The sequence below is a fragment of the Streptomyces hyaluromycini genome (assembly GCF_002217755.1).
GTDB classification, from domain to species: domain Bacteria; phylum Actinomycetota; class Actinomycetes; order Streptomycetales; family Streptomycetaceae; genus Streptomyces; species Streptomyces hyaluromycini.
In genome coordinates this window covers 523562-536976 of sequence record NZ_BCFL01000021.1, presented here as the reverse complement: position 1 = coordinate 536976, position 13415 = coordinate 523562, and the positions used below count along the sequence as shown (strand labels likewise).

Annotated in this window: 9 protein-coding genes and 1 pseudogene; 7 read left to right on the top strand and 3 right to left on the bottom strand. The window is 71.8% G+C overall.

Annotated elements, in window-relative coordinates:
* The 3 genes and pseudogenes from SSP29_RS61280 to ptsP all read left to right on the top strand — a co-directional run.
* Positions 1 to 893, top strand: a pseudogene (locus tag SSP29_RS61280) (hypothetical protein); the annotation flags it as partial.
* A gap of 282 nt (positions 894 to 1175) precedes the next feature.
* Entirely contained in the window at positions 1176 to 1625 is a 450-nt protein-coding gene (locus tag SSP29_RS26790) for a PTS sugar transporter subunit IIA (RefSeq protein ID WP_089103346.1), read from the top strand.
* A gap of 110 nt (positions 1626 to 1735) precedes the next feature.
* Positions 1736 to 3406, top strand: coding sequence for a phosphoenolpyruvate--protein phosphotransferase (gene ptsP, locus SSP29_RS26785; RefSeq protein WP_089103345.1), 1671 nt, complete (start codon positions 1736 to 1738; stop codon positions 3404 to 3406).
* A 69-nt stretch (positions 3407 to 3475) separates the two neighbouring features.
* Here ptsP and SSP29_RS26780 read toward each other — a convergent pair whose 3' ends face one another.
* Positions 3476 to 4369, bottom strand: coding sequence for a DUF8829 domain-containing protein (locus SSP29_RS26780; RefSeq protein ID WP_089103344.1), 894 nt, complete (start codon positions 4367 to 4369; stop codon positions 3476 to 3478).
* A gap of 253 nt (positions 4370 to 4622) precedes the next feature.
* Complete coding sequence (locus tag SSP29_RS26770) at positions 4623 to 6599, bottom strand: acetoacetate--CoA ligase (RefSeq protein WP_089103343.1); 1977 nt, start codon at positions 6597 to 6599, stop codon at positions 4623 to 4625.
* A 214-nt stretch (positions 6600 to 6813) separates the two neighbouring features.
* Here SSP29_RS26770 and SSP29_RS26765 point away from each other — a divergent pair, with 214 nt between their 5' ends.
* The gene (locus SSP29_RS26765; RefSeq protein ID WP_089103342.1) at positions 6814 to 9174 is read left to right on the top strand and encodes a glycoside hydrolase family 31 protein; all 2361 of its coding nucleotides are present in this window, start codon (positions 6814 to 6816) and stop codon (positions 9172 to 9174) included.
* Positions 9175 to 9184: 10 nt separating this feature from the next.
* Here SSP29_RS26765 and SSP29_RS26760 read toward each other — a convergent pair whose 3' ends face one another.
* Complete coding sequence (locus tag SSP29_RS26760) at positions 9185 to 9718, bottom strand: NUDIX domain-containing protein (RefSeq protein WP_089103341.1); 534 nt, start codon at positions 9716 to 9718, stop codon at positions 9185 to 9187.
* Between the two features lie 193 nt (positions 9719 to 9911).
* Between SSP29_RS26760 and SSP29_RS26755 the strand changes: the two genes are divergently transcribed.
* The 3 genes from SSP29_RS26755 (at position 9912) to SSP29_RS26745 (ending at position 13298) form a co-directional block, all read left to right on the top strand.
* Complete coding sequence (locus tag SSP29_RS26755) at positions 9912 to 10358, top strand: Zn-ribbon domain-containing OB-fold protein (RefSeq protein ID WP_089103340.1); 447 nt, start codon at positions 9912 to 9914, stop codon at positions 10356 to 10358.
* Positions 10355 to 11545: a lipid-transfer protein gene (locus SSP29_RS26750; RefSeq protein WP_089103339.1), complete on the top strand. Its 1191-nt coding sequence runs from the start codon at positions 10355 to 10357 to the stop codon at positions 11543 to 11545. Before SSP29_RS26755 ends, SSP29_RS26750 begins: the two co-directional genes overlap by 4 nt.
* Positions 11546 to 11657: 112 nt before the next feature.
* The gene (locus SSP29_RS26745; protein ID WP_089103338.1) at positions 11658 to 13298 is read left to right on the top strand and encodes a GGDEF domain-containing protein; all 1641 of its coding nucleotides are present in this window, start codon (positions 11658 to 11660) and stop codon (positions 13296 to 13298) included.
* Positions 13299 to 13415 lie beyond the last annotated feature (117 nt).

Genomic DNA, 13415 nt, shown 5'->3' with positions numbered 1-13415 from the left:
TCGCGACGGGGGCCGCGGTCGCGGTCGTCGCGGCGCCCGTAGCCGCCCCGGTCACCACCACGATCGTCACGCTGGAACCCCGGACGAGAACCACGGCTGTCATCACGACGACCGTAACCACCGCCACCGCCGCCGCCACCGCGGTTGTCATCACGCCGGTCGTCCCGACGGAAGCCACCACGGTCATCGCGGTCGTCACGCCGGAAAACAGGACGGTCACCACGGTCATCACGACGGTCATCACGGCGATCGTCACGACGGAAAGCCGGACGATCCCCACGGTCATCGCGACGGGGGCCGCGGTCGCGGTCGTCGCGGCGCCCGTAGCCGCCCCGGTCACCACCACGATCGTCACGCTGGAACCCCGGACGAGAACCACGGCTGTCATCACGACGACCGTAACCACCGCCACCGCCGCCGCCACCGCGGTTGTCATCACGCCGGTCGTCCCGACGGAAGCCACCACGGTCATCGCGGTCGTCACGCCGGAAAACAGGACGGTCACCACGGTCATCACGACGGTCATCACGGCGATCGTCACGACGGAAAGCCGGACGATCCCCACGGTCATCGCGACGGGGGCCGCGGTCGCGGTCGTCGCGGCGCCCGTAGCCGCCCCGGTCACCACCACGATCGTCACGCTGGAACCCCGGACGAGAACCACGGCTGTCATCACGACGACCGTAACCACCATCCTCGCTGTGTTTTCTTCAAAGGAACCTCGACCATCGGAATGTTCCGACGGACGGGGTATCAACATATCTGGCGTTGACTTTTGGCACGCTGTTGAGTTCTCAAGGAACGGTCGCTTCCTTTGTACTCACCCTCTCGGGCTTTCCTCCGGGCTTCCCTTCGGTGTTCCAAACTCTATCAGTGTTTTTCCGGCCCTCTGACCACCCTCCCGTAGACATGCGGAAGATGATCCCGAGATTAGGATCTGACAAGTTTGGGTGCTGCCGAGTGGCCGCGCTTTATCGCGCTGCCTGGTCTCAAGCAGGAGTACGACTGTACACGGAGCCCCGAAGGCCGTGCAAATCGAATAGGCTGGTGGTCTAGACCACTAGCTGGTAGCTTCCATGCGGAACCGCCACTTCACATGACATACGCTGCTGCTCAGTGCCGTCCGGGACAAGCAGTGACGGCCCGTAAGCAGCTCCACTTCTGGGAGGCTTCCCATGACCACCGTGACGTCCCCTCTCGCAGGACGCGCCGTCGGACTGGCCGCAGTGCCGGATCCGGTCTTCGCCGGGGCCATGGTCGGCCCGGGTACCGCCATCGACCCCGCGCGTGAGCCTTCCGAGGTCGTGGCGCCCGTGGACGGAGTCGTCGTCTCTCTGCACCCGCACGCGTTCGTCGTCGTCGACGACAGCGGCCACGGCGTACTCACCCACCTCGGTATCGACACCGTGCAGCTCAACGGACAGGGCTTCGAACTCCTCGTCAACAAGGGCGACACCGTGACCCGCGGCCAGGCCGTGGTCCGCTGGAACCCGGCCGCGGTCGAGGCCGCCGGCAAGTCTCCGGTCTGCCCCGTTGTGGCCCTGGAGGCCACGGCCGACTCTCTCTCCGGCGTCCGCGACGACGGTGACGTGAAAGCCGGCGACACCCTCTTCGCCTGGAACTGATTCGTCCCGGACCGACGACCCCGCCGCCCTGCCGTCGTATGACGGAGCAGGCGGCGACCACGACAACCACCGCGGCGGCGGGACCCGCCGCACTATCGGAGACGGGTGAGATGGAGACAACGCTGCGAGGCGTCGGCGTGAGCCACGGTGTGGCGATCGGCGAGGTTCGGCACATGGGGACGGCGGTGCTCGAGCCGCCTGCCAAGCAGATCCCCGCAGAAGAGGCGGAGCGGGAGCAGGGGCGGGCCCGACAGGCCGTGGACGCTGTGGCCGCCGACCTGATGGCGCGCGGCAATCTGGCAGGCGGCGAGGCCCAGGCGGTCCTTGAGGCGCAGGCCATGATGGCGCAGGACCCCGAGCTGATGTCCGACGTGGACCGCAGGATCGCCGTCGGCAGTACCGCCGAGCGTGCCGTGTACGACGCGTTCGCCGCGTACCGCGAGTTGCTGGCCGCAGCCGGCGAGTACCTCGCCGGCCGGGTGGCCGACCTGGACGATGTGCGGAATCGTATCGTCGCCCGGCTGCTGGGCGTTCCGATGCCGGGTGTCCCGGACAGCGACGAGCCGTACGTGCTGGTGGCCCGGGATCTGGCGCCGGCCGACACAGCGCTTCTCGACCCGACCCTGGTGCTCGGTTTCGTGACCGAGGAGGGCGGGCCGACGAGCCACAGCGCGATCCTGGCGCGGGCGCTCGGTGTGCCGGCCGTGGTTGCGCTGCCGGGTGCCGGGGAGCTCGCCGAGGGCACGGTGATCGCCGTCGACGGCAGCACCGGAGACATCTTCGTGAACCCGAGTGCGGAGAAGAAGGCGGCGCTGGAGGCGGCGGCCGCCGAGCGGAAGGCGGCGCTGTCCGCCTCGACCGGCCCGGGTGCGACCGCGGACGGGCACAAGATGCCGCTGCTGGCCAACGTGGGCGGACCGGCGGATGTGCCGGCCGCCCTGGAGGCCGGTGCCGAGGGCGTCGGTCTGTTCCGAACCGAGTTCCTGTTCCTGGACGACAGCAAGAGTGCTCCTTCCGAGGAGAAGCAGGTCGAGGCCTACCGTCAGGTGCTGGAGGCGTTCCCGGAGGGCCGGGTCGTCGTGCGGGTGCTGGACGCGGGCGCGGACAAGCCGCTGGACTTCCTGACTCCGTCGGACGAGCCGAACCCGGCGCTGGGCGTGCGTGGTCTGCGGACGCTGCTCGACCACCCCGAGGTGCTGCGCACCCAGCTGACGGCGTTGGCGAAGGCGGCCGAGGGGCTGCCCGTCCACCTTGAGGTGATGGCGCCGATGGTGGCGGACCGTGCCGATGCGAAGGCGTTCGCGGACGCCTGCCGGGAGGCGGGGCTGCGGGCCAAGTTCGGCGCGATGGTGGAGATTCCGTCGGCGGCGCTGCGGGCGCGCTCGGTCCTCCAGGAGGTCGAGTTCCTGTCGCTGGGGACGAACGACCTGGCGCAGTACACGTTTGCCGCGGACCGTCAGGTGGGTGCGGTGTCCCGGCTGCAGGATCCGTGGCAGCCCGCGCTGCTCGACCTGGTTGCGCTGTCGGCGGAGGCGGCGAACGCCGAGGGCAAGAGCTGTGGTGTGTGCGGTGAGGCCGCGTCGGATCCGCTGCTGGCCTGTGTGCTGACGGGTCTTGGTGTCACCTCTCTCTCCATGGGCGCGGCGTCGATTCCTTATGTCCGGGCGATGCTGGCCAAGTACACGCTGGCCCAGTGCGAGCGGGCCGCGTTGGCCGCGCGTGCCGCGGACAGTGCGGACGAGGCCCGTGTGGCGGCTCAGGCGGTGCTGTCCGGCGAGTAGTCGGCAGGGGCCGTGATCGGCTGTGTTCTCCGGGGCGCTCCACCTGTGGGTGGGGCGCCCCTGGTGGTTTCAGTGGCGGTGGCCCGGTGTCGTCTCCTGGTCGCCGAGGTCGGGCGGCGCGCAGTAGTCGACGTCCGACTCCGGTGAGATGAGTTCTCCGGATTCGACGTCGGTGCAGTACGCGTCGAAGACCTCGCCGGCGGTGAGGGGCGCGAGGTTGTTGCCGCGCAGGCGCCAGCCGTAGACGCGGTCGGGGGTGCCGGGGGCGGTGGTGCGCATGACGAGTCCACCGGGGCTGTTGGTGGCGAGGCCGAGGGCGAGGACGCTGGTGAATTCGAGGGCTTCGGCCTCGTCGAGGTGGGTGGCGCCCTCGGTGTTCTGGTCGGCGTGGAGGACGGTGACGAGGGTTTCGGGTGGTCCGGAGACGCTGCACACCAGGTGCCGGTTGCCTGCTGGGGCGGTGTCGAGGATGCGGGTCAGGAAGTGGGAGGCGCGGGTGAGGGCGGCCCGTCCGACGTCCTCTCCGCAGGTGGGGCAGGGGCCGAGGCGGGCGAGGAGGGTACTGGCGTACTCCCAGGTGGCCTGTCGTACCGCCTCGTCGACGAGGGCGGGGACGAGGTCGGTGAGCGGGCGGCCGTCGTAGGGGACGGTGGCGCCGGTGGCCGCGAGTTCGGCGGTGAAGCGGGTGCGGCTGGCCGGGTTGTCGGGGTCGAGTCCGGTGGCCGTGCAGAACTCGGCGTATTCCTCGGGGTCGAACAGGGCGAGGGTGGTGTGGATGCCCTCGGCGGCGCGGGTCCTGAGGAGGGCTTCCATCTGGCGGAGGTAGGTGAGGTGGTCGTCGAAGGTGAAGGTGCGGTAGCGCCGCATGGCGCGGAAGTCGTGTTCGTCGGTCAGCAGGCCGATGGTGCCGGCGATTTCGCGGCGCAGGACGCGTCGCATGGTCCGGTGGTCGGTGCGCGCCATGGTTCCCCCTGTGAGCGGTCGATCAATGCTCACTCACAGTAACCGGCGCCACTGACAACGGGGGGTGCGGAAGCCGGTCGCGAACCAGGCGGTGCTGGATTGCGCAGGTCAGGGCGATGAGGGTGCCGAATGCGCTCCAGCCCAGCGGTCCGGTGGCGACTGGCGGCGGTGACGGCGAGTGGGCCGATGCTGCGCTGGGCGGACTGGGCGAGTCCGAGGCCACCTACGGCGGGTGAACGCCCCCGCGGGGACGTCAGGAGCGCTTGCGGGCCAGGTCCTCGAAGTAGCTCAGCAGGTCGAGGTTGTCGATGGAGCCGGGGTTGACGGCCTTCTCCACGGGCGTGCCCTGGAGAAGGCGCTTGACCGGGACCTCGATGCGCTTTCCGGTGAGGGTGTGCGGGACGCCGGGGACCTCGATGACCTCGTCGGGGACGTGGCGGGGCGAGAGCTGTTCGCGGATGGCCTGCTTGATGCGGTTCAGCAGGGCGTCGTCGAGGACCGCGCCCGATGCCAGGTGGACGAAGAGGGGCATCCAGTAGCCGCCGTCGGGCTGCTCGACGCCGATGACGAGGGACTCCTTGATCTCGGGGAGGCGCTCGACGACCTCGTAGATGTCCGCCGAGCCCATCCGTACGCCCTGGCGGTTGAGCGTGGAGTCGGAACGGCCGTGGATGACCACCGAGCCGCGTGAGGTGACGGTGATCCAGTCGCCGTGGCGCCACACGCCGGGGTAGGTGTCGAAGTAGCTGTCGTGGTAGCGGCTGCCGTCGGGGTCGTTCCAGAAGCGGATCGGCATGGAGGGCATGGGGTTGGTGACGACCAGTTCGCCCACTTCGTCGATGACGGGATTGCCGGCCGGGTCCCAGGCCTGGAGGTCGGTGCCGAGGCCGGGTGCCTGCAGTTCGCCGGTGTAGACGGGGAGGGTGGGCACGGCGCCCGCGAAGCAGGAGCACACGTCGGTGCCGCCGCTGACGGAGGCGATCCAGAGGTCGGCCCCGCTCGCTGCGAACTCGTCGTGCAGCCAGCGGAAGCCGTCGGGGGGCAGCGGGGAGCCGGTGGTGGCGACGCACTTCACCCGGGAGAGGTCGTGGTCGCGGGAGGGGTGCACGCCGGCCTTGCGGCAGGCCATCACATATGCGGCGGAGGTGCCGAAGAGAGTGGCTCCGGTGCGTTCGGCGATGCCCCACTGGGCGCCGGTGTCGGGATACCCGGGGCTGCCGTCGTACAGGACGATCGTGGTGCCCGTGAGGAGGCCGGAGACGAGGAAGTTCCACATCATCCAACCGGTCGAGGTGTACCAGAAGAAACGGTCCTCGGGGCCCAGGTCGCAGTGCAGGCCGAGCTGTTTGAGGTGTTCGACCAGGATGCCGCCCTGGGACTGGACGATGGCCTTGGGCAGGCCGGTGGTGCCGGAGGAGTAGAGCACCCACAAGGGGTGGTCGAAGGGGACCTGTTCGAATTCTGGTTCGGTGTCGGCGGAGGTCAGGGCCGACCAGTCCAGGGCGCCTTCGGGGGCCGGGGTGCCGAGCAGCGGGATGTGGACGACGGCGCGCAGGGTGGGCAGTTCGCGCCGGAGTTCGGCGACGATCTCGCGCCGGTCGTGCTCCTTGCCGCCGTAGCGGTAGCCGTCGACGGTGACCAGGACGACGGGTTCGACCTGCTGGAAGCGGTCCAGGACGCTGCGGGCGCCGAAGTCGGGGGCGCAGGAGGTCCAGACGGCGCCCACGGCGGCGGTGGCGAGGAGGGCGGCCACGGCCTGCGGGATGTTCGGGAGGTAGCCGCTGACGCGGTCTCCGGGGCGGACGCCGAGGGCGCGGAGTCCGGCGGCCAGGGAGCCCACCTGGCGGCGCAGCTCCGCCCAGGTGACCGGGCGGGGTTCGTGGGTCTCGTCGACATACAGGAGGGCGGGTTCCTCCGCGCGGGTGGCGGCGGCGCGCAGGGCGTGCTCGGCGTAGTTCAGCCTCGCGCCGGGGAACCACTCGGCGCCGGGCATGGTGCGGTCGCCGAGCACGCGCGCGTAGGGCGTCGAGAACCGCACGTCGAAGTAGTCCGTGACGGCTTTCCAGAAGGTGTCCAGGTGGTCGACGGACCAGCGGTGCAGGGCCGGGTACCCGCCGTCGGCGGGGGCTCCATGGTGTTCCGCAGCCCAGGACTGGAACCTGGTGATGCGTGCCTGGGCGATCCGCTGCGGATCGGGCTGCCAGAGCGGCTGGGGGTTCGCGGTCGACATGGGGCGGCTCCCGGGCTTCTGCGCTTTGTGTGCGTGGGACGCGCACGGGCTGGGGTGTGCGCGTGACGCGGCTGACAGGGACGATGCCATGTGATCGACTTCTACACCAGGGTGCGCTCCACATAGTCCGTGTCGTGAAGATGTGGTCCCGACACGGGTGAACGGCAGTTGAACGGCACGCGCGTGTGGAGCGCTGAGTGGCAGGGTGAGCAGCATGGACGGTCGTGACCTGGTGCGTTCGGTAAGAGTGGTCGGTTCGAGGAAGGCGGCTCAGGGGTTGCGTACCGTACGCGCGGCGTGGCGCAGGAAGCGGATCGATGCCGCCGGGCTGCCCCCGCGGGGCGCGGAGCGGGCCCGGGTGCCGGGGCCGGTGCAGGACGCGGAGCCGGGGCCGGGCGGCGGTGTGATCCGGTTCAGCCGGTCCGAGCTGCGCATCACGGTCGCCGTGAACGGGGCCGTCTTCTGGGGCTGGGACGGGGCCGGCCCCGAACCGTCGTACGCGCTCGCGGGGCGCTGTCCCGAACCGGACCCGCGGGCGGTCCTCGAACCGGACACCAACGGCGGCTGGCGGGTCGTGGCGGAGCGGGTGACGGTCAGCGTCTCGCGGCACGGCGCGGTGGAGGTGTGCACGCCCGGCGGCGTGATGCTGCGGCGGGATCTGCCGCCGCGGTGGTGGGAGCCGGTGGGCGGGGGCGCGGCGCGCTGGGTGCAGCGGTCGGAGGTGGCCGCGGACGCGCGGTTCTTCGGTCTGGGCGGACGTGCCTCGGGGCCGCGGCTGCGGGACGGCACGTACCGGCTGTGGAACACCGATCCCGGCCATGCCTTCGGGTCCGGTGACGATCCGCTGTACATCACCATGCCGGTCCAGTTGGTGGTGGCGGACGCGGCGGCGCATCTGGTGTTCCACGACAGTTCCTGGGACGGGACGGTGACGCTCCTGGAAGGCGAGGAGGGCGCCGGTTCCGGGCACGACCGGGCCGGGCGCTGCGAGCTGCGGATGGAGGGCGGTCCGCTGCGCTGCTGGGTGATGGCGGGCACCCCCGCGCGCGTGCTGCACACATGGGCCTCGCTCACCGGCGCGCCCGCGCTGCCGCCGGCGTGGGCGCTGGGCCATCACCACGCGCGCTGGGGTTTCGGCAGCGAGCAGGAGGTGCGGCGGATCGTCGCCGGCTACCAGGAGCACGGGCTGCCGCTCGACGCCGTCCACCTGGACATCGACCACTACGACGATCACCAGGTGTTCACGGTCGACCACGAGCGCTTCCCGAAGCTGCCGACGCTGGCGGAGGAGTTGCGGCGGGACGGGATCCGGCTGGTGTCGATCGTCGACCCGGCGGTGAAGGCCGAGCAGGGCAACACGGTGTACGACAGCGGGACGGCGGTCGACGCCTTCGTCCGTGATCCGTCGGGGCGGACGGTGGAGGGCGTGGTGTGGCCCGGGGAGACGGTCTTCCCCGACTTCACGGACGCGCGTGTGCGCGCGTGGTGGGGCGGGTTGTACGAGGAGCGGCTCGCGCTGGGCTTCGCCGGGTTCTGGCACGACATGAACGAGCCGACGTCCTTCAGCGCCTTCGGCGAGTCGACGCTGCCGCGATCGGCGCGGCACGCCCTGGAGGGCCGTGGCGGCGACCACCGGGAGGCGCACAACGTCTACGCGCTCTGCATGGCGCGGGCGGCCTACGAGGGCCTGCGCGGACTCGCGCCCGGGGAGCGGCCGTTCCTGTTCTCCCGCTCGGGCTGGGCGGGGATGCAGCGCTACGGGGGCACGTGGTCCGGTGACGTCGCCACCGGCTGGCCGGGGCTGCGCGCGTCCCTGTCGCTGGTGCTGGGGCTCGGGCTGTGCGGGGTGCCGTACTCGGGTCCTGACGTGGGCGGTTTCGACGGGAGTCCGTCGCCGGAGCTGTTTCTGCGCTGGTTCCAGCTGGGCGCGTACCTGCCGCTGTTCCGTACGCACGCGAGCATGCGGGCGGGGCGCCGGGAGCCGTGGGAGTTCGGGTCCGAGGTGCTGGAGCACGCGCGCGTGGCGCTGCTCGAACGGCGGCGTCTGCTGCCGTACTTCATGACGCTGGCGCAGCTGGCCCGGCGGACCGGAGCGCCGTATGTGCGGCCGGTGTGGTGGGGTGCGCCGGAGGACCGGGCGCTGCGCGACTGCGAGGACGCCTTCCTGCTGGGCGACGCTCTGCTGGTGGCTCCGGTGCTGGATCCGGGCACCGACCGGCGTGCGGTGCAGCTGCCCCGTGGGCGCTGGTACGACACGGCGACCGAGCAGGCGTACGAGGGGCCGGGACAGGTGCTCGTCGATGCCCCGCCGGCGCGGATCCCGGTGCTGGCGCGCGCGGGTGCCGTCCTGCCCGTGCGGGACGAGGACGGCGGGACGGGGCTGGAGGTGTGGGCGCCCGCCCGGGGGCGGACGGGCGGCGGGCTGGTCGTGCCGGACGCGGGCGACGGCTGGGGCGAGCCGGAGATCGAGCGTTACGTCGCCCGCTGGGAGGGCCGGCGGGTGGTGGTCCGGCGCGAGGACGAGAACGGCGTGCGCGAGCCGTCCCGTCCCGTCCGGGTCAGGGGGCTGGGATGAGCCGGAGGGCTCAGTAACGGCCCTCGAACCACGCGCGTACGGCCACGCTGTGCAGCGGGAAGGCGAGTTCCTCGGGGCGGCGCAGCAGGTGCCAGCCCTCCGTCTCGTCGGTCGCGTTCGACGGCGGGAGGCCTTCGACCGGGCGTTCCGGGAGGAGTCCGAACAGCAGCAGGTGTCCGTCGGGCGAGCTCATGGCGTCCACGAGCCGTACGTCGCGGGCGGCCGCGTCGATGCCCGTCTCCTCCTTGAGCTCCCGGACGACGGCGTGCCGCCAGTCCTCGCGGTCGTCGACGTAGCCACCGGGGAGCGCGGTGCCCCCGCGCGCGGGGACCACGGTGCGGGTGATGACGACCAGGGCGGTGCCCTTCGTGTCGTAGACGGGCTGAAGGGCGATCGCCACCGGCAGCGGGTTGCGGTAGACGACGTGGCCGCAGGCCGGGCAGGTGCGGGGCCAGCCGGAGATTCCCTCTCCGTAGGCCGCTCCGCAGCTCGAACAGTGCGAGCCCGGAGCGGAGTTGGCAATTGGGTGCTGATTTTCGGACACGCGCGGACTTTATCCGATCAGGAGAACGACGTCTTACGGTCGATGGAACGCCCCCTTCCGGAAGTGAACCGACATCTGGCGATCCGGAACCCGGTGCGGGCGGGGCGGCGGGTTCGCCGACACGGCCTGCCCAATTCCGGCGGCCCGTGGCACACTTCTGACGTTCCGTCAGATCTGGTGTCCTGGAGGGGCTTTGTCGCGTACACGCACACCGGCGGTCGACGGCTGGTTCACGGGCGAGGGGGACGGGTTCCGGCTGCTGGGGACCCGTTGTGCGGCCTGCGCCTCGGTCTTCTTCCCGCGCGAGGACGTCCACTGCCGCAACCCCGAATGCGCGGGCGGCGCCCTGGAGGAGATCCCGCTCTCCCGGCGCGGACGGATCTGGTCGTACACCGACAGCAGATACCGTCCCCCGTCACCCTATGTGAGCGACCCGGAACTTCCGTGGGAGCCGTACGCGTTGGTCGCTGTGGAGCTGGAGTCCGAGCGGATCGTGGTGCTGGGACAGGCGGTTCCCGGGATCACCGTCGCCGATCTGGCGGTGGGCATGGAGGTCGAGGCCGTCCCCGGAGTGCTGGGCGAGGACACGGAGACGACCTGGACGACCTGGCACTGGCGGCCGACGGGGGTGACGGCATGACGGCGGACGTGGCGGTGCTCGGCGCGGGCATGCACCCCTGGGGCAAGTGGGGGCGGAGCTTCGTCGAGTACGGGACGGCGGCGGCCCGCGCGGCGCTCGCGGACGCCGGACTCGAGTGGCGGGACATCGGCTCGATCGTGGGCGCGGACACGGTGCGTGGCGGGTATCCGGGCTATGTGGCGGGCGCGACCTTCGCCAAGGCGCTGGGCTGGCAGGGGGCGCGGGTCGCGAGCGTGTACGCGGCGTGCGCGTCAGGGGCCCAGGCGGTCGCCGCGGCACGGGCCCAGATCCTCGCCGGCCTCGCGGACGTGGTGCTCGTGGTGGGCGCGGACGCGGCACCCAAGGGCTTCTTCCGGCCCGCCGGAGGAGACCGGCCGGAGGATCCCGACTGGCTGCGCTTCCGGCTGCTGGGGGCGACGAATCCGACGTACTTCGGCCTGTACGCGCGCCGCCGGATGGCGGTGTTCGGGGACACCCCCGAGGACTTCGCCCTGGTCAAGGTGAAGAACGCGGCTCTGGGGGCGCTCAATCCGTACGCCCGCTACCGCAAGCGGGTCACCGCCGAGGAGGTCGCCGCCTCCCAGGTGGTCGCCGATCCGCTGCGGCTGCTGGACATCTGCGCCACCTCCGACGGCGGGGCCGCGCTGGTGCTGTCCAGCCTGGAGTTCGCGCGCCGGCACGGGACGGCGCGTCCGGTGCGGATCCGCGCGGTGTCCACGGTGACCCCGCGCTACCCCAGCACGGTGCTGGACCTGCCGGACATCGCCACGGACTCCGCGGCGGCGGTGGAGCCGGCGCCGGAGACCTTCCGGGCGTCGATCGCACGGGCCGCCTACGAGGAGGCGGGCATCAGCCCCGAGGAGCTGTCCCTCGCCGAGGTGTACGACCTCTCCACCGCGCTGGAGCTGCAGTGGTACGAGGATCTGGGGCTGTGCGCCGAGGGCGAGGCGGCGAAGCTGCTGCGCGAGGGCGCGACGGCCCCGGGCGGCCGTATACCGGTCAACGCCAGCGGTGGGCTCGCGTCCTTCGGGGAGGCGGTGCCGGCCCAGGCGATAGCCCAGGTCTGCGAGCTGACCTGGCAGTTGCGGAACGCGGCGGGCGACCGGCAGGTGACGCACGCGCGCGTGGGGATCACGGCCAATCAGGGGCTGTTCGGGCACGGCTCGTCCGTGATAGCCGTGCGCTGACGGGACGGGTGCGACAGCAGAGGGCCCCTACCCTGTGTGAGCACCCCGAAAGGGTGCGTGAACGTCTCATGAACTGCCCCTGGGCGTACGCCGGTGGCGTCATCATGCTCCCGTGCGCACCTGGACGGATGCTCTCCGTTTCGCCTTCCAGCCGGTGGTCAATCTGACGACCGGCGGGATCGCCGCACTGGAGATCCTCGCCCGCCCCGAGACCGGCGACATCCTCGCCGAAGCCCGCCGGAATCCCGAACTCGACGGCAGACTGGCCGTGTTGGCCCTCCGCGCGGCGGCCCGCAAGGAGACCCTGCTGCCGCTGCACATCAACGTCTTCGCGGCCACCCTCGCCGACCTGGGCGGCATCGGCCCGCTGCCCGAGGCCATCCGCGAGGCCGGACGGATGCCCTGGGAGGTCACCCTGGACATCGTCCCGCCGTACACGCACGTGCCGCAGCGGGCCCTGCTGGAGGCCGTGGCGGCACTGCGCGGCCAGGGGTTCCGGATCTGCGCGGACGGCATCGGCGACGGGGACGTGCCGCTGCGGCTGCTCACCGACCTCTCCCCCGACCTGGTCAAGCTCGACGCCTCGCTGCTCGCCCGGCCGGCCGCGGTGCGGGCGATGCGGACCCTGTGCGAGGAACTCGGCGCCCTGGTGGCCGTCGAGGGCGTGGAGACCGAACTCCAGTACTCGGCCGCCCTGTCGGCCGGGGCGCAGCTGGCCCAGGGCGAGCTGTTCGCGCCGCCGGCCCGGATCCCGGTCGCGGAGGTATACGTTCCGCCGCCCGCCCCCGCCGCCGTGCCGACCCCGCGCTCCGGGCCGTCCGTGCGGGAGTTCGTCCGGCCCGCCGCACTCCTGCCGGTCACCGCGTCCGCGTTGCAGGTACGGACGCTGCTGACCGGCTCACCGGACGTCTCCGGCGTACTCCTGGTGGACCAGACGGGCGCCCCCGTCCGGTCGGTGCACCGCTCCCGCTTCCTGCTGTCGATGTCCGGCCGCTACGGGCACGCCCTGTACGCGGACCGCCCTGCCTTCAAGCTGGGCGACGCACCCCGCACGGTCGGCGTCGACGCGACCGCCTGGGAGGTGCTGGACGTGGTGGCCGTCGGCGGCCCGGACCGCACCTCGGACGATGTGGCGGTCGTCGACCGGTTCGGGCGCTGTGTGGGCGTCGTGCGCCTCGCCGACCTCGTACGGGCGCTCGCCGAGACCCGGGTCGAGGAGGCGGCCGCGCTCAACCCGCTGACCCGGCTGCCCGGTTCGGACGCGATCACGGGCGAGGTGGACCGGTGGCTCGCGGACGGCCGGGTCTTCGCGCTGAGCTGGCTGGACATCGACCACTTCAAGCAGGTGAACGACGGTGCCGGGTTCGCCGCGGGCGACGAGCTGATCCGGTCGGTGGGGCGGGCGCTGCAGGAGGCCGCCGTCGGGCACGCGCGCGTGGGGCACATCGGCGGTGACGACTTCCTGGTGCTCGCCGACGAAACGGGACTCGACGCGGTCGCCACCCTGCTCGACGCACCCTGGTCCGCGGGCGGTCGTCCCGTCACGCTGTCCCTGGCCACCGTCGTGTGCGGTCCGGGCGGGGTGGCCGACCACCGGCAGGCGGCCGCGTGTCTGGCGCCGCTCAAGAAGGCCGCCAAGGCGCTGCACGGGGCGAGTTGGGTGCTCGGGCGGGCGGGGCTGCCCGGGTACGAGATCCGGCGCGGCTCGGGCGCGTATCCGGCCCAGGCCGGGTACGCGGCGGTGGAGCCGTGACAGCTGCTTTCCGGCGGGTTGCCTGTCATCGTTGCCGTCGGCGACCTTGACGCTCCCCTGGTGCCGGTGAAAACTTCCGGTGTCGGTCGACATCGCCGTACATTCTCGGCGTAATCA